Below are 18,854 nucleotides of genomic sequence, written 5' to 3'. Positions count from 1 at the left end.
TATGTCTATGTCTATGTCTATGTCTATGTCTATGTCTATGTCTATGTCTATGTCTGAGGCCACAACCTGATACCCTGCTATTAATTGTATTTTGGGTGAAGGGAGGTAATTATGAAGTTTAATAGTCGCGTTGTTTCTTCAATAGTATCCAAGTTTATTTTGAATGCTAAGGTCACCCCTTTTTGTGTAGGTTTTGCCTTTGTTTTTGATCAGAGTGATTCTTCTGAAATGCTGGTAGGGGTGTGCCAAAAATCCGAGGTGGAAAGCTGGAAGCGTTTGTATAAAAAAGATATCAAATATTACCTGTGGAACGTAGCGGAATACAAATATTTCGAAGATGACCAACTAAAAGTAGATATTAGTCCTCTATTTAAGATGAACTCGAGATTAGATCTGCTCCAGTTTTTCTGTGGCCTACTACCCTTGATACGAGCAGAAATAAAATTAAATACTGGTCATGAGGTTTATTGCTTTGTACATGACCTGGATGATGACGACGTTGATGGTTATTTAGCTCGTTCTTTAAGTGTTGATGAATTGTTGAGGCTAAAAGAAGATAATTATTTGTAGGGTATATGTCGGGAAGAGGCCGTATAGCGCGAAGATGTGTAATCTTGACTTCTCTGTCTTGCCGATTTATTCAAGCCGAATTTGGAACATGGCCGTTGATGGAGGATGTTTTTTATCGGGGTGCTGAAATGATGTGCTTCGAGGCTAAAATCCAAGCGCCCTCAATTAATATGGATAGAAATTATTTTGGCGGCGCTGTTTTTAGTGGCCGCCATATCCAATGATTTTGATTGTTTTGTGGTGCCACGCTCTACTGCGAAACCTGTTTTAGGGCACCAATAAGCCCGTGATTTGTGGTTTTGGGTATTGGGCATGTGGCATTATCTGTAGTTTGGTTGCTGGCATAGCCGTATAGCAGATTACAAGCCATGAGGGTATGTTGGGCGGTTACCGGGTGTACAGAATCTCCAGAGGGGACAATATTCCCCTGATCTGCCAGATAAACATTGAATGTTCGAGATGCCGCTTCGGTGATTTTTCTCACTTGAGTATTGTAGTAGTCAGTACAATAATTCGACGGGTCCTGCCCGTCCAGGCTTGTACGGCGTGGGATCGTGGATATGATAAAGGCAATGTTTTCATTGGGGATACCAAACTCTTTTAATCGTGTGTGAACTTTTCCGACTACGGCTGCTTGATTGTCGGCACCTGAGGGAGAAAGGATGTTTTCTGCAACTTGATTAAGCCGGCCCGCAGTTTGGCTTCCGGGGGTGGGCTTTACTTGGCAGTTAATGGCTTCGTTCCTACTTAATGAAGTGATGTCATTGGTGCCTAATTGGATAGGTATAACGACGGCAGTATCAATCGACAAGGCTTGGGTTAAACTACAGGCAGGGTTGGATAACCAACCATTGCCACCAACCCTTTCCCGGCAGGTCTCTACGACTACATTATTAAAATAATTGAGCGATTCTTCACAGCTACTCACGCTATAACCGCTACTGATCTGGTGCTCTGAGGGGCTGAGAAAACAAAGCATGTCGGGAGTACTTGCTCCGGGGATGCCGGAATGCCAATAGTTTCCCGTCTTCTGAGGTATGTCGTCGGGACCGGTTGGCCCGCTGACGGTGCCGATAGTATGAAGGCTTTTACCGCTGTAAGCGATACTCAGCTTGCCGCTGTCATTATGGGTACTAAACGGCAGACTCGATTTCCCATCGGCAGCATTAATCATATGTTGCCATATCTGGGAGCGAAATCCCTTTGTGTTATAGGGTAGGGTGGTCATGCCATAGGTAATTGAGTCCCCAATAAACCAGATTTTAATGGCATTACTCTGAGAGGGAACGTTTGGTTTTTTGCGGGATGTGTCATCGCCCGTGGGTGTTTCAGGGACTTGTTCTGCGTCACTAGTGAAGCAAGATACGGTTGGGGTTGGCATTGAATTTGTACCGGTATACTTTCCGTTAAAACCAAATGCGCGAGCTTCTCCCACCGCAATAGGGTTTGAACTAGCAGCAATGACAGAGCCATTCTGATCTGCGATATCGGCGTTCCAATGGTGAGTTATTTTTTGGGCGTCAGGCCAATGCCATCGCACCTGCCAGTGCTCAACCGGTTGATCTCCGGTATTGCGAATGGCGATATTGGCCATAAAGCCGGTGCCCCAGTCGCTTTGGAGGCTGTAGACTACTTCACATTGGCCAGAGGAGACCGGTGGAGGCACTGGCACTGGGGGCGTGTCGGGTTGTTGGGGTGGATTGTCTGGGGTAGGTTGTGGGTTATCTCCAGAATGGGGGGGGGATTCGAACCATTTCAACGCGTAGTTTCGGAATTCAGATTCCGGGGGAAGAAGCCCTTCACTAGATTGATAATTCAGCAAGTAACGTCTGGCATCTTCATAGAAGTCTTGGTGTGTTTGGTAAATTTCTTTTTTGATGCCCTTATTATCAATAAGCCAATAGCCAACAAATTCCTTTAACCAACTATCGTACTCATTACCATACATTTGCCAGTAGAGAATAAACGGTGCCCCCCAGGCGAGCGAAGTTTTAATCACATTGCGTGACAACATATCCTGGGCTTCTCCAGAACGCGGCCCCCAATTTTTAAACCAGGATTCCCCGTAGCCATACTCGCCGATAAAAACCCGCTTCTCAAAGGGTAATCCCGATTTTTCCGGTAGCTTGGACTCAATAAAGTCGAGGGCGCGAATTAGTTCTGTATTCAGTATCGCAAAATCTGAGTGTTTTTCCTGAGTTGTCAGGTCATAGGCAGAGTACGACACCAAGTCCACACTAGTGTGGGGTAAAACGGCGTTAGTTATGCGCTCTTTACCTTGCATGGCGGACTCTACGCGGTTAACTTCAACATAGTGGAAGAGATTAACGTTGGAGTGCAAAATATTGGCTTTGGCGTCATCAATAGCCTTTTGGCGGATGTTCAGCCAGTCAATTAAACCCTGGATCCGAACCGGGTCAATAGTTTCCAAGTTATCATCACGGGTTCCATCCGTTTTTTGAACAAGATTCCAGTCACCCTCCCAGTGGCCGATCATAAATGTTTTACCGGAACCGTCATACTGAGTTAACAGATGTTCCGCCAGGGCATAAATTTTATTGTACTGCCACGTCAATTCAACCTGTGACATGCCTTGGTTATCCATCCAGGAGCCTGAGTCCTCAACCCAAAACATGTAATAAGAAAAGTCCATATCGAGGACTTGCTTGAATGCGGGAATTTCTTCCAGCATCTGCTTGAATTGGTAGTCAAGGCCGTAGTCTTTTAGCTCTGTATAGAGGCTGGGTGAAAGCGCAATCTTCAGTAAGTTAGAGCCCATGTCGCGGATGGCTTGAGCACTTTCCAGCAGAGAGCCCTGATCTGAGAATGTATATTTAGGGCCGATGGTTTGCGTGCCAAGGATTAGATTGTAGCTGCTGAGCGTGTCTATTGGTTCCTTGCCCGGCACTTCTGGCGCCGGTTCTTCTGGTATCGGATCCGGAGAGGATTCGCAACTGGCCAGAATATTGGTGGGTTGCTGCTTCCCGCCTGAATACTCAATATTAAGCCCAAAAGCTTGAGCCTGCCCGACTGGTATCGTAGCAAAGCCCCCAGTTCCCTCTACGGTAATTGAATTTCCATCTTGCGATACTGCCGCATTCCAGATATGGCTGATCTGTTGGTCTTCTGGCCACTCCCAGGCGAGCGTCCAGCCCTCAATAGCTTCATCGCCGGTATTGCGCACGACTACTGATGCCATATACCCATTTTTCCACTCGCTTTGCACTGTCATGAGTACATTACAGTTATCCGCAGCGGTGACAGGGAGGTGACTTAATAAGAGGGGGGTGGCTAGTGCCAGTAAAATTAATTTTATAGACATCAGTGATTTTTCTTTATAAGGCCTTTCCAGGGCCTTAGGTGTCCCAGAGGTATGAAAAGTTTCCTTTTGGAGAGGTTTTACATCAAATGATAAATTGACCTAAAAGTCTATATGTCTGTCTTTTTCAATCTTGTCAGCAATACCAGTTGGTTTATCACATAGGATTTTCAGTTTATATCTCTCATACCTGACGGTCCCCACCTCGAGAATATATAGTCATCGTTAATTTGATCACCGCAAATGAAAGTTATGGCTCAGAGGCGGGTTGTCGATCACGATTTTATAAATTTGCTTGATGCTTCCTGATCTTTTGATAATAGGGAGTGCAATTTTGCCTATTGAGGATAGATTGAGTGATGTCTATTTCCAATATGGTTGATCTGTACGGTATATATTTCAAATTTAGTTTGTTACTGCGGCAACTTGTGGCGGGATTTGGATTGTTGCAGGAGCACTAATTCTAAGAATTGAGTTATGCTGGCACCCGCGTACTAACGTATGGCAAGAAGTCCCAGTATGCCTTATGTAGGAAGGCTATTTGTCGCCAATGGTTTGTTCTACAGGTTCATCTTTGGAAAGAGAGGCGTTGTTTTTCAGAGGGAAATGATAAAAACCAAATACTTAATTGGCTTTCTATTTATAGGCGCTTTTCTGGTTGTTGGTGGCGCTGAGTTGTTAATGTTAATCCTGAGCGAATAGGGCACGCCACATTGACCGTGGTGGGTTTAATTCTGCGCGTATAAATTCTGGAAAAATAATGAAAAAAATACTTGGGAATTGCCTGTTGGCATGCCTAATTTTAGCCGGCCTACCTTCCAATACATATTCTGATGATTGGCTAGTCGGGGCTGGAAAGTATGACATTACAGGCCCAGCTGCCGATGTAGGAATGGTTGGTTACGGTGAGACGAACCAGACTACAAAAGGTATCCACACACGCCTGTGGTCCCGTGCATTTACAATTTCAGATAGCTCTGATAATCAACGCCTGGTGTTTGTCTCGGCAGATCTTCAAGGGATTCCTCAAGGGATAAAGCAGGGTGTTATCGCCAAGTTAAAGAACCAGTTTGGGAGTAGTAGATATACCGATGATAACGTCATGCTCACCGCTACCCATACCCATGTAGGGCCCGGTGGATATGATCATTACGTCATGCTGAATATGAGTGCATTGGGTTATGCAGAGGATAACTACGATGTAATTGTGGATGGTATTTATCAGTCGATCGTTGCAGCTGATGACAGTCTCGCAGCAGGTGATATCTATATTGATCAGGGGACTTTATATGACGCTAGTATTAATCGTAATCCCACTCCCTATTCAGAAAATACAGATGCTGGTGATTATCAGCATGATACCAATAAAACCGTAACGCAACTGAAATTGGTCAATGCAAATAGTGAGTCTGTGGGAGTTATCAATTGGTTTGCGTTACACAATGTGTCCTTAGGAACCGGACAACGCCAATTGAGTGCTGATCATAAAGGAGCCGCGAGTCAGCTGTTGGAAAGTTGGGCTGTTCAGCAGGGCGCGGACAAAAATTTCGTAGCGGCATTCGCCAATAGTAATTTGGGTGATGCATCTCCGAATGTTTGTGGCCCCAGAGATGGCTGTGGTGATACTGAATATCACAGCCTTATTCTGGCAGCTGAAAAGCAGGTAGCTGAGGCTCAATCACTGTACCAGTCGGCCTCAGTAAAACTTGAGGGCAATCTAGATTATCGTCACCAGTATGTGTATTTCCCTGGTTATACTGTTGCAGGAGAATATACTGGCGAGGGTCAACAGACCATTTGTGAGGGTGCGGTAGGATGGTCGTTTACTGCCGGTTCAACCTGGGATGGCCCCAGTGGGATTGACGGCATTTTCGAAGGGATGTCTGTGGAAAATGAGGGAACTGATTGGGATAGAAGCGAGAGTTTATTTGAATCAACAATTGAAGGATACCCACTGTTTGGATTAATGAATGCCTTTTCTGCTGCTGCCGTTTACGATGCCACCCATGATGACCCCTGCCAATATCCAAAACCAACATTTGTAGAGCGCACGGTGGTAGGGCAAGAGCTTTATACTCCTTATTTACCTTTCCAGTTATTTCGCATAGGCGCTCTGGCTTTGGTTGCCGCGCCCAGTGAAATGACAACGATGGCCGGTCGCCGACTTGAAACACAGCTCCAAACAGCCTTTCAAAACAGTGGAGTTACTACTGTGGTTATCGCCGGATTGGCGAATGCTTATTCAGGCTATGTGACGACACATGAAGAATTTGATATGCAGCACTATGAAGGTGCTCATACTATTTTTGGACCGAATACTTTGTCTGCCTATCAGCAAATTTATACTGAAATGGCTTATACCATGGTTGACGGTCTGAGCCTCGATCCAGGTCCCACTCCGGTTGATTTATCGAATGACCAGATAATCAATGTGATAGGCGTTGTTTACGATGATAAACGCTTATGGGAGTCTTTTGGCCAAGTATGGGATGATGTAAAGAATAGTTACTCATCTGGCGAGACCGTATCTGCGACTTTCCGTTCAGGCCACCCTCGGAACAACTTCCGAACAGGGGGTACTTTTATAGAAGTCCAGCGAAAAGTGAATGGCAATTGGGAAACTTATTTAACAGATGATGACTTGAATACTCGTTTTATATGGACCAGAGATACAGCGATTGATTGTTTGGCGTGCTCCTTTGCTGAAGGGCAATGGGTTGTTGACGAGGATACCCCCGCAGGAACCTATCGTATTAAACATTTTGGTCATTGGAAGAGTGGTTGGAATGGTAATGTTTCGAGTTATACCGGCAAGTCAAGCAGTTTTACCATAAATAATTAGCTATCTTATTCCAAAGGTCGGCCTTCCTGACCGACCTTTTTGTATGCTTGTTGCTTTCTGCACCCTATATTTAATTGTCGTTTTAATAGGTTTTGTATTCATAATTTAAAATGTACATCCGAGTTTTTTAAGTTCGCCTCACTAGTTGATCGAATTCACTGCTGGATAACGCCGCAATATCTGCAAGCCCTTCCCGGCGTACCGAGTACGTGCGTACTTGATTTGTGCACGAACACCCTGGTTTGCGTTGTCAGAGCAGGAAAGTATCTTTTCATCAGCCGGGTAAAATGAGCGTCAATTTTTACCCTCATAGTTGTGTGCTCATCTGTGCTATGTGTTATGCATATGGGTTTTTGGTATTGAGTTTTCAATAACATCTAGCCTATCCAATGGGTAAAGTAGGGTTATTTCCGGCCAAAGAACTTGCTCTGCTGCTGTTTGTAAACCGTTATAATTTGTCAAAGCTAGGTAGGATATACGGTACTTTGGTGCTTATTAAATCAAGTATCAGATTACCTGCTACTGGCATGGTCAGCAATTCGCTCAATTAAGTGGTAAATTTTACTTGTTTCCGACAGTATCGCTATCAAGTTCTGAGTCGAATTTTCCACTAATGCCCAAAGCAATTTAATTTACACTGTCGTGTGCTTGCCTGTAATCGTTTTTTCCTGTCACGGTTTTTCAAATTACGTTAGCTTCGCCCGAATTTTTCGGCCACTGCATAAGCTTGTATTTCATTGATATCGGAATTTTGCTTGGAGAGGTCGAATGGAGAGTGCTGATATTGGCATTAGATGTCGGCAGGGGCTTTTCTTGGAGTGGACACTCTAGAAACCCTCTGTTGTTTTGGCCGGGCTTTTTCACACTTCCAGGGAATCTGATTGTTAAATGATCAGGTCATTGTTGGTCATACGTCGATAGGATTCTAGCCTCTAATGCAGCTTTTCATCGAAAATTCTCAGGGGATTCGTTACGCAGTCCGTGTTGGCTGGGCCTACCAAGCCGATATCCCGGAAAGGGTGAATGCCATTGAGCTATTGGAAATGTTCGATGATAGGGTGCTGCAACAGATTTATGATCACTTTTTGAGCCTTCAAAGTGTCTCGGCCGCTGACTCAGATGCCGGGCAGGCAGTAGATACAATCAACCGGCTCTTGTTAACTCCGCAGATGGATGTACCTGGATATCTCAACCAACGGGACAAGTCCATCTACTGTGCTTTGATGCTAAGCCGCCTAGTCATTGAAGAGGCGTTTTTGCCACTTTCGATTCTTGAAGATCTTCAAGCGGAGTTCGTCGGCAAGATTCGAGTGGGGCTTCAGAAAATTATTGTTCTGGAAGGTGCCGATACAACATTGGTTCCACAGCGCCAAGAGAAGCATTCAGGCCAGGAAAAAGTTGGGACTTACATTGATGGGGGAGCTAAGAGAGTCGGGCAACCCGTTTGGGAGCCGGCTATCTGGCCCAGAGGTCTTGTCGAAGTAGTAGCTATGGTGCAGCCAGTACGCCAATTTTTCAAAGTCGCCGCGGTGACTGCAAATTATGTGATATATGACAAAAAGCTTGAGACGTTGGGTAAAGAGCGCTTGTCGTTGAGGCATAAAACACTGCTGAATGCACTAGGTTTTGAGTCTACTTCCATCACCAAGCAACAGCTACAACTGGCGTTTAACGTCGCTGAGGTGATTTATGATGAGCCTGCATTGCGAGACACCATTCTCCAGTTCGCTAAGGACTATATTAAAGCACAGCACGGTGTCGAAGTAATCGAGTTAACTGACAGTGGCACTTTTGAAATTATTCTTACGGTCATGTTAGTGACGGTTACAGGAGGTACTAAAGCGAGAGTATCTTTGGTTAAAAATACACGCTTGGTGAAAGATTTCTTTGTTATTGGTGATTTGATGTTGAATTTTGCCAAGTTGAATAAACAGCTTAAACTACTTTCCGAAAAACGTGGAGGTAAGACCAGGGGGAGTGGGTCCAGATTTTCCGCTTTGAGCGGCTCCAGTACCGAAAGCCCTTTTCCCTCCACTAGTTTTTCTTCAAGCAGCAGCACCAATTTAGGCCCAGGTAGCAGTAGCCAGGCTGGTAATCGTAATTCTATAAGTGTTTCTAATGGCGCCCAGGGTCGCCGAGTTGGCGGTAGTAGTATAACGGCTCAACCCAGTGAGCCGGACAAAACCAATAGCGACACCGGTGAAAACCAGAATGGCGATAGCTCTCAGTGCAATGCCAACGCCTGTGAGGGCGGCGAGCGAATCAACTTAAAAACCGGTGAAGAGCGCCTTACCCTGATTGATACGGTACTGGATGGCCCGCTGTCATTAACCCTAGCTCGAACTTACCGAAGCAGTAACGCCAGGGATTTAGGCCTGGGTCACGGCTGGACCCACACCTTAAATGAGCGCCTGGTATGGCGCCCGGGCAAACCGGTACAGTTCCACGATGCCGAAGGGCGGGTAATCAGCCTGCCGACACCGGGAGACAGCGGTCGCAGCCATAATGTGGTGGAGCAGTTAACACTCACTCGCGTCAATGATGAGCATTGGATTATTTCTCCTTACGGTGCCCCCAACGGAGTGCAAAAGCACTTCAAAGCTACTGGTGATAAAGGCGCGCTCAAGCTCGCCGAGATCCGCGACGGCTACGGCAACGACTACCTGTTCCATTATATCGACGAACGCCTGATCTGCATTGAAAGCAGTATTGGCGAAGCCCTGCATATCAGCCCCCCAGAAGGGCAGGCCAGCAGCCATCGTATCGGTGAACTGAAAAAAGAAACCCGCGATGGCCGCATCAAAGTACTGGCCCAGTACGAATACAGTGACGAAGGTGACCTGATCAAAGCCACCGATGCTGATGGCCACTGTGAGCAGTATCAGTATCACCAACACGTTATCAAGCAGCGCACCCTCAAAACCGGCTACCGTTTCCACTTTGAATGGGATGCCGAAGGCCCCGCTGCCCGCTGTACGCGCCAATGGGGTGATCCCATCGGTGGTCAGGGTACCTACAACTACCAGTTCACCTGGGATGACGATGGCAAGGGCGTCACCGTTACTGATACCCGAGGCGGTCAGGAGCGCTACCGCTTTAACGAGCGCGCACTGCCTATTTACCACCGCGACCCGGAAGGAGCAGAAACGCTTTATAGCTACAACGACTTGGGCCAGGTTACCAAGGTACTGCTGCCCAGCGACGATGGCAGCCTGCGCGAAGAAATTTATCACTACGACGAGCAGGGTCGCCTGAGCCAAAAGACCGATGCCAGCGGCAACCGCCACCGTATCGAATACAATCGCGAAGGCCTGCCCGCAAAAGTGACCGATCCTGCCGGCAACAGTTGGCAGCGCCGCTACAACAAAAATGGCCAGATCGTAGGTACCGAAGATCCTCTAGGTAATAGCACCCAGTACGGCTATAACCCGGTGGGCCTGATCGGCAGTGTCACCGACCCCCTGGGCAATGCCACCCGTTACCTGTGGAATCCCGAAGGCAAACTTGCCGCGGTCAAAGACCCCATGGGCCGTACCCAGCACTACCGCTACGACGGCACCCGCCGCCTGGCAGAAGTGCAACACGCCCCCGGCCAAAGCACCCGCTATGAATACGACGCCCAGGATCGCATTCATGCAGTTACTACCCCAGACTGCGCCTGCACCCAATACAGCTACAACCCCCAAGGGTTGCTTGCCGAAGTTACCGACTCGGAAGGCCGCAGCACCTGTTATGTCTACGATGGCCTTAGCCAGGTAAAAACCCGCACCAACCCGGACGGCAGCCGCCTCGAATACCACTACGACGGCGAGCGTAACTTGGTTGGCCTTATCAGTGAAAATGGTGAGCGCTACCAGCTGAAATACGACCTCAATGAACGCCTGATTGAAGAGGTCGGCTTCGATGGGCGCGTCACCCGCTATGCCTATAACCGTGCCGGCCATCTGGTCAGCTCCAGAGCAGTTACCGATACGGAGAGCGGCAAGGGCATAGACACCCTCTTCGAGCGCGACCCTTTCGGCAGGCTGCTGGAAGAAATCACCCCGGATGGCATTACCAACTTCCGCTACAACCGCAGCGGACAGCTGATCGAAGCGGAAAACACCCACCGTAAATTGCGCTGGGAATACGACGCCAATGGCCGTATCACTACCGACTGGCAAGGCAAAGATAAACTTAGTCACCAGTACGACGCTGCCGGCAACCGAATCGCCAGCACACTGCCCGACGGCGAAGTGCTCAATTTCGCCTTCAACCCCGCCGGCCAATTCCAAAGCCTGCACCGCCGCCCAGTAGGTAGTGACACCGATCAACTGATCATCCGTATCAGCCACGACGAGCAGGGTAGGGAGAGCCAGCGCCAACACGGCAATGGGCTGGAAAGTCAAAGAGATTACGATTCGCAGGGCCGCCTGCAAAAACTGCGCCTGGGCAAGACAGACGAACCAGTATCGGGTCCCACGCAAAGCTCAATACTTGAACGCAGCTACCAGTACAACAAAGCCGGCCAGATTGCCAAAATTGAAGATAGCCTGCATGCTACCCGTAGCGACCACTACGACGCCCTCGATCGCCTGACTCAGGTGAATGGCCCTAACCCCGAACAATTTGTGCACGACCCCGCACACAATATTCTCGCCGCAGCTAGTTCTAAAGGTAAAGCTAAGCAGCAGGCCAATACCACTGAAACTAAAGGTAACCGCTTAGCCTTCCGTGGGGATACTCACTACCGCTACGATATCAAAGGCAACCGCATCGCCGAACTGCGTGGCAAAGGGCAAAAACTGCAAACCCGCTACCACTACAACAGCCGCCAGCAGTTGGTGCGGGTAGAAAAGATCAAGGCAGAGAAGGGTACAGAGCAGTTCCAGCAGGTCGTTCACTACCAATATGATCCTCTGGGCCGTCGTATTGGTAAAGTAAATAACAGAGAGAAGGTCGACTTTCTCTGGGATGAAAATGTGCTCTTGCAGGAAAGTAAGACTGATTTCCAAAGCAAGCAGACTCTCAATACCCGTACCTATTACTTTGAGCCGAGTACTTTTAAACCTGTTGCCCTAAAAGAAAGTACGCCGGACAGCGAGCAGGTCTATCACTACCACCTGGACCACCTAGGTATGCCAGATACCCTCACCAACCAAGAAGGTGAGGTGGTATGGCGTGTTGCCTATCAAGGCTATGGCCATATCTTTCTGGTCTATGAGAATCAGATCGAACAGCCTATCCGTTTTCAGGGGCAGTATCTTGATGCCGAGACCGGGCTGCTTTACAGCCGGTTTAGATATTATGACCCACTGGTGGGGGAGTTTACTCAGCAAGACTCTATTGGACTGAGGGGAGGGGGCAATAATTATCAGTATGCGCCTAATCCGCTTGTTGGGGTTGCCCCTTATGGCCTCACTTGTAAAGAGGGAATAGCTGGATTGAAAATATCCAGGAGTAGCGTTCAAGGATATTTTGCTATTGAAGCTAACCTTAGTGGTAGTGGCCTAATTGCTGAACAGCAAAGTGCTGAAATTTAAGCTGCCCAACAGAGAATATTGAAGGAAATTCTTCTGCGGTGATAGGTGTGGAGCTAGAATATACGGTAGCGATCTACCTAGCAGCAGAAGCCGTAAAGGAAAAACAAAAGTGTTGGGAGCCTTCTATGGCTAATGCAGAGCATGCCCCCATTCTCATCCATCGATACTTGTTGGCTTTTTGGTGACAAAGGCAGCAATCATAGTGGACCACTATATTTGGTTAAGGTTATCGCATAAAAGGTGTGAGTGGACGGAGCTTCATATTTTATCTTCAAACTGTTCTTTCTCGAGAAAATTAATAGAGAAATGACATTAATACCTTTTTAATGTCTGTGCATTTAATTTTTGACAGTTTTTGGAGTTTCCCCCTTGAGTCCCGAGATTTCTGATCTCATCTACTTCAAAAGTCGAATTTTTGTGGTGATAGACAACCGATGCCGTGTTTGCATCTCCAGTACACAAGCGATTAGCTCGTCTGAAAATACACAAACTCTGAATTCCACCTCACAAAGCCTCGCTAGATACTTCCATGGTGTCAGAGATATTCTATCTACTTTTGTCATTTTTGAGCCTTGTGAGAGGTTATTGTGTGTGATTGACAGGTGTTTTCCTATCCGACTAATACCAAGCAAATAGCTACACCCATCAATAATTTTAAGGCACTTTCGTAGATTTTATTTGTGATAGAGCTTGAATTTCCCAGCTTCGAAAATCAAAGAAACTGTCAAGCGTTGGTTGAAGGCGGACTAAGCCCGCCCTTCTTCCGCGGTGGTTCATGCTTCAATTAATGTCGGGCATAGAATCATTGGGGGAATGTCAAGCTGTAGCGACTATATTTCTGGAATGTTTTCTACTTAGGCGACGCCCCAGATTTATAGAGGGCTTCTCAATTAGGCGATAAACTATTGCTGCTAGCGCAATACTGCCCAAGGTTGTTGCCAATAAGTAAACCTCCAAAGTAAAGCTGGAAAATACTTGGCCCCATGGTTGCTGTACTGTCCATTTTAATAGACGAATGACTACGGGGTGAAGTAAATAGATTGAATAACTGATGGTGCCCAAGGTGATTAGAGGGCGCCATGGGTTGAAGGTTGAAGATAGTGCCAAGAAGAAAATCAGCAGAGCGATTAGGTGAGAGAGGCCAAAGCGAATGGGGTCTTCAGTAACCGACATGCCCAAAAAATGGAGCCCTAAGACCAGTAGAGGAATAAAGAATGTTGGGGCTAGGGCTAGTGTGGCATACCAGTAATCTTTATTTTCAATATGGCAGTGCCGTATTAGAGTTCCACAGAACATCACGGCAATACAATAAGGAATATAGGTAATTGTGGGTGGAAGCTCTGGGAGGGAAACGGGAAGTTTCCCCAAAAGTTGCCAGCCTATAAACAAAGATAGCCCCCCCCAGCAGAATAAGAGGAGCGTTTGGGGGCTGGCTAAAAGACTTCTTGCAAATAAAAATGAACACAGACAGTAAAAAATTAGCTCAGCTGTCAAGGTCCAATAGAGTCCTTGTACATTATCAAACCCCATCAGTGACTGTAACATTGTGATGTTGGCAGCAACCGTTGTGGTAGGGAAAACCCTATCAGCAATTAGCCAGGCCAATGCTACCGCGATAAACAATGATATCCAATAGGCTGGATAGAGGCGAAAAAAACGACGAATAGCAAATGTTTTTAAGCTACTGCGCGCCCCAGAAAAGCTATAGGGAATCACGAAGCCAGATATCAGAAAAAAACAAATCACTCCAATTCTTCCAAAATCCAGTTGACTGATAATCTCAGCCAAGCTAGTCCCATGTTGGGCGATACTTGGGGTGCGGATAAAAATTTCGCTGCTATGTTGCCAGACAACGAGAATAGCGGCTAGGCCACGTAGGGCGTCGAGGTTAAGAAAGCGTTTACTCATTAGGTTTGACTTATTACTTATGGTCATGTAAGGCTGGGTGGTGGGTTGTCTGCTTGATCTGGCATATAATAATTTCCCTGCTCGTTATTTTCTATAGCAAATAAAACAGGATTATCAGCGATGTTTAAAGTGTGGTTAAAAAATGATCTAGACTGCGCCCCTCCTGGCAGCCAGAAATTTTAGTGTGCCGTAGATGAATCTGTTTTTCTTGGCTCTATTATAAATCAATAAGCTGGAGGGAAATTGATGTATTTCATGATTTCATTAATTGGAAATCCTACAGGCGTCATTGTAGAAAAGATATACTGTTTGCTTTAATGTGTTCTTTAATTTTTTATTGTAGAGTGCCTTAAACATAGACTGGGGCATGGTAACTATTCAGCTGATATCCTAAGCGCCACTATTTTCTTAAGAATAAATTCAGGCCACACCCCACCGCTGAAAATAGGCTATCCAGCGCTTCTCTAACACCAATACCATGCTTTTTACAAGTAGATAGATAACTACGGATACGGCAAAAAATCTTAGCTCCTTTTGTAGAGCGAAAGCAGTTCGATATTTTTTCTGTACTTTGGCCATATGAAGATCCCTTTCACCCTGATTGTTGGTATACGGTGCATCATGATTCTCCATAAAGCGCAAAATATCCCGTTCGTATTTTTATAATCACCCCAAGAGGTTGAGAGATTTACTTCGAGCTATTCTGCCACGTTTTTTTGTGATTCATCAGCTTCGGAGGGTGGGCATTCCAGCCCAGTTTTTTTAATCAGATTTCTGTATTTTCTACACCATCTTTTGCATACATCTTCAGTCAAGCAGCCGCCAGCCTGCCGCGTTGATCTGTTGTAGCAGTGTCGCCATTTGTCTGGCCCACTCCTGGCCATCCTGCTCAAAAGTACGGGTTAGTTCACGCTGATGATGTGCATCACACAGGGCGTACGAGTACATTGTATAACGGTAATAGGGTTTCCAGGAATGCCCTGATAATGGGACAACCTATCCATTGTTTCTGTAGCCTCATTGCCGCGCTTCGCATGCGGCACAATCAATATCCAGTAAATACTTGAGGCATTATGTAAAGAGATAGACGGCTACCATTTACATTGATACCGGTCTCATTAACATGCCGGATTCTTTCTTGGCGTAGTAAAGCCTTGGCTATTTGCTCAAACCTTAGATTGCCACAATAACCGACACACTTGGTGATAGTAAAGGAGGCTAGCTGGCTAGCCTCCACGCAAACAAGCCAGGAACCCCAAGGGAACCCACACCAGCCAGCTGACCCTCAAAGAACGATACCAGATTAAAGTCCTCAGCGGGCATAACTATTCAGCTTGAGCCATTGCGTTATAACTCAGTTGCAACAAAACCATTTCCCACGGACTAAACCACTGTAGCCCTTACAGTGTGGAGAGCACTCACCGACAGATGCTTCAGTAGCGACACGGAGCGCGTAAGTACACTAAGTTCGATTTCGCCATGAAAGTGCAAGTCGACCACTAGCTGAAAAACGCAAGTCCCGAACAAATTGCCGGGCGCATGCGGCTTGAGAAGCGGGACAAAACAGTCAGCTGTTCAACCCTTTACCGTTGGATTTGGCGGCTCAACTGGCGCCGCGCCTGCCGCGAAAAGGCAAGCCTGATCGCAAGCGCACGGGCCCTGAGGCTGGAATGAAGCTCATTCCAGGGCGCATGACGAACGTCCGGCGATTATTGATGGCAACATAGAGCTCGGGCACCGGGAGGGTGACACGATTTATGGTCTAGATGACTATTTGGCGACCTGGTTGAGCGAGTGTCCAAATTATTACTCACTCGCAGAATATCAAATAAGAGTAAGAAGGCAGCGAGCCGTGCAATCAAGCAGATACTGAAATCTTATTAGGCGGTGTGTAAAGCCATAACCTTCGACAACGGCGGCGAATTCGCGGGCCCGCCAGTCGATCGCGCGGAAACTAGGCTGCAATATATATTTTGACAAGCCGTATCACTCGTGGGAGCGCGGGTTGAACGAAAATACCAACGGTCTGCTGAGGCGTTTCTTCCCAAAAGGGATGGAACTTGGCAAGTTGCCGAAAAGTCAGATTGATGATGCGATGTTTCGTATTAATGCCCGGCCAAGAAAAATGTTAAATTATTGGAGTCCGCTGGAGTTTTTAGCAGGCAGGCGTGTGTCGCTTATGTTGGCATTCTAGGAATTATCTGGTGGGGGAGTTCCAGCCTATCTCAAATAAACAAGTTTCTAAAATATTTTGATTCGAATTTGATTGCGCGAATTGCCCAGCGGCCCGTGTGTGTTGCTTTCCATTAGCTATTTGCAAATTGTGAGCGTCGAGCTTCAAATTGGTACTTTCGAGCCTAGTAGGATATAAAGGGTGGCCCTGTGATTGAGGATGACTTTACGGAAAGATCTATAGTCAAAGGGTGCAATTCAAGTGATTTTTCGACTAGATGCCCTAGTTTGATTGGTCAGCACACTCTATTTCTTGGATTGGCCGGGTATGGCGTCTTGCGGTCAGTGGAATGAGAAATGCGACTAATCGAAGAGAGATTTAGGTAGGTGAGAATTGTTGCAGTTTTGTGTCAGGGTATTATTTTCCAGTTGATGGATTTTTTATGTCAATAGAAATTAGACAACCTGGACCAAGTTTGCGGCATTAGGGGAAGCCCCAGGAAGGATTAGTTTTTTCTGGGGCTATCCTTGTGTTTTTTCTTTCTTTTTCACTTCATGTGACACTCATTTAAAAATACACATTTTGCTGTCAGTAATTAATGTTTATTTGGCAGTAATCGAGAGTATTTTTTTTTCGACTGCATATTCCAAAAAAAAATATCGTTATTACTTTACAGAATAGAAAAAGCTGGTACCTTAACGTCAAGGTTGCTTAATAGGATAAAGTAGTTTACCTGTATAACCTTCGTATGAAATAGAGCATGATAAATCGTGGTGTACACATACATACGTAGGGTTTTAAGAGGGTGGCTGATATGTAGAGGTATCCATCAGCACAAGTTCTCATTGGGGTATCAATCACCGTGTAACTGATTCTTGCCGAAAAAAGGCATTCCCTTAATTGATGTTTCCTTGCTTAATGCCCCTAATTAGGGCTAAGCCATTTATAGCATCTCTAGCTAAACAGCTTGGAGTCTATTGTGGGCTTTTTGTGTCTAAAAAACTATTACAGCTTGGGGCGATCTTGGGGTGTAGTTAAGACCGTGATTTTTAGTTTTAGTGTATTTTTTTTGGTGCCTTTCTGCAAAATAAAATGAATTGTAAAAAGAAAATATCTATCGTTTTCTATTCTGGGGCGCACTCTTTAGATGTGATTGGCCCGGCAGAAGTTTTTTCGCTTGCGAATCAGCAGTTAAAGGATAAGGGGTTGAGTTGTGACGACCAGTACGAAATTGAATTTCTAGCTGAGGACGGAGATACAAAACTCGTTTCTTCTGGACTCAGGTTGTGTGCTGATAGATGTTTTACTGACTCTAAAGATATACATACACTTCTTATTGGTGGAAACCTTCACGATGAGGCGGAACGCTTTAACGTTAGTGAGTCTCTCAAGCATTGGATATCTATTCAGTCTGGTCTAGTTGAACGAATAGGATGTATTGGAAATGGTGCTTTGATTCTGGCAGAAGTTGGGTTGTTGAATGGGCGGCGTGCGACTACACACTGGAGATATGTTGACCTCCTTAAAGTTTTTCCAGAAGTAGAGGTCGATGAAGATAGTGTGTTTGTTAAAGATGGTCACGTATTTACATCTGCTGGTGTTAGTGCCGGTGTAGATTTGGCTCTTGCAATGGTTGAAGAGGACTTTGGGAGGGGGATCGCCTTGTCCGTTGCCCAGTTAATGGTATTGTATTTAAAGCGTGACAGCGATCATAAACAAAGCAGTACCTATTTATTGAGCCAGCTACAAAGTGATCGTTTTTTAGACTTGGTGCAGTGGATCCACAGTAATTTAGAGCAATCGTTGTGCGTGAATAGTCTAGCCGAAAAAGCTTCTATGAGCCCTAGAAACTTTGCACGCTGCTTTACTCGAGATATGGGCGTTACACCCGGCCGATTTGTTGAAAAAATTCGCGTTGAAAAGGTGTGTCAGTTATTGGCAACACAAGCGTTGACACAAGAACGGATCGCGACGATTTGTGGCTTTAAGTCACAGGAACAGTTGAGGCGAGCTTTCCGCCGTAACAAAGGAATGTTGCCTCGTGAATATCGTCAAAAAATCAGCGGGTAAATATATATTAGTCGAAATACTATAAGTTTTTTATTGAAAATTTGTATGGATACAGAGGCCCATAATCTTTTGAGGGCCCTTGTGGTCAATAATTTTGATGCTTTGGATCTATTTCATAGATGCCGACTATTCGACGCTATCCTGCCTGAAGCTCTTTTTTTTACGCATAGATTTTCCAGTTTTTCCCGTATGCGGTCGAGTTACTAATGCTGTTCTATTGTGTTGTGGTCAAGTCCAACCGGACACCTCTTTAAGCACATTTCTCAAATTCGATAGGGGCTACGTCCCCCAGTTTTGTATGTATCCTACGTGAGTTGTAATACGCAATATAGGCTCTCACATCTTCCCTTGTCGGATAGATATTTCCCGTCAACCATTCTCGTTTCAGGCTGCTAAAAAAAACGTTCAGTCGGCGCGTTGTCCCAACAATTTCCCTTGCGGCTCATTGAG

At 46.1% G+C, this 18,854-nt stretch carries 7 protein-coding genes and 1 pseudogene; 5 read left to right on the top strand and 3 right to left on the bottom strand.

From position 1 onward, the window contains the following. The first annotated feature begins 111 nt into the window (after nt 1-111). The gene (locus MO867_RS15770; protein WP_252470830.1) at nt 112-570 is read left to right on the top strand and encodes a hypothetical protein; all 459 of its coding nucleotides are present in this window, start codon (nt 112-114) and stop codon (nt 568-570) included. Between the two features lie 250 nt (nt 571-820). Here MO867_RS15770 and MO867_RS15765 read toward each other — a convergent pair whose 3' ends face one another. Then, a complete protein-coding gene (locus tag MO867_RS15765; protein WP_252470828.1) occupies nt 821-3,892 on the bottom strand; it encodes a cellulose binding domain-containing protein in 3,072 nt (1,023 codons plus the stop codon). A gap of 757 nt (nt 3,893-4,649) precedes the next feature. On the opposite strand from MO867_RS15765, the gene MO867_RS15760 reads away from it, so the two are divergent. Beyond that, the gene (locus MO867_RS15760; protein ID WP_252470826.1) at nt 4,650-6,731 is read left to right on the top strand and encodes a neutral/alkaline non-lysosomal ceramidase N-terminal domain-containing protein; all 2,082 of its coding nucleotides are present in this window, start codon (nt 4,650-4,652) and stop codon (nt 6,729-6,731) included. A 935-nt stretch (nt 6,732-7,666) separates the two neighbouring features. After that, a complete protein-coding gene (locus MO867_RS15755; RefSeq protein ID WP_252470824.1) occupies nt 7,667-12,253 on the top strand; it encodes an RHS repeat-associated core domain-containing protein in 4,587 nt (1,528 codons plus the stop codon). Nucleotides 12,254-13,069: 816 nt separating this feature from the next. Here the strand turns inward: MO867_RS15755 and MO867_RS15750 are convergent. Beyond that, on the bottom strand, nt 13,070-14,161 hold the full coding sequence (locus MO867_RS15750) for an acyltransferase family protein (protein WP_252470822.1): 1,092 nt from the start codon (nt 14,159-14,161) through the stop codon (nt 13,070-13,072). Between the two features lie 1,942 nt (nt 14,162-16,103). On the opposite strand from MO867_RS15750, the gene MO867_RS15745 reads away from it, so the two are divergent. Then, complete coding sequence (locus MO867_RS15745) at nt 16,104-16,355, top strand: hypothetical protein (RefSeq protein ID WP_309143308.1); 252 nt, start codon at nt 16,104-16,106, stop codon at nt 16,353-16,355. Nucleotides 16,356-17,426: 1,071 nt separating this feature from the next. Beyond that, on the top strand, nt 17,427-18,404 hold the full coding sequence (locus MO867_RS15740) for a GlxA family transcriptional regulator (protein ID WP_252470820.1): 978 nt from the start codon (nt 17,427-17,429) through the stop codon (nt 18,402-18,404). Between the two features lie 250 nt (nt 18,405-18,654). On the opposite strand, the pseudogene MO867_RS15735 reads toward MO867_RS15740, so the two are convergent. Beyond that, a pseudogene (locus MO867_RS15735) lies at nt 18,655-18,854 on the bottom strand (integrase core domain-containing protein); the annotation flags it as partial.

Source organism: Microbulbifer okhotskensis, from assembly GCF_023895975.1.
Taxonomy (GTDB): Bacteria; Pseudomonadota; Gammaproteobacteria; order Pseudomonadales; family Cellvibrionaceae; genus Microbulbifer; species Microbulbifer okhotskensis.
The sequence above is the reverse complement of the archived record's forward strand: the minus strand, read 5'-3'. Positions and strand labels throughout refer to the sequence as shown.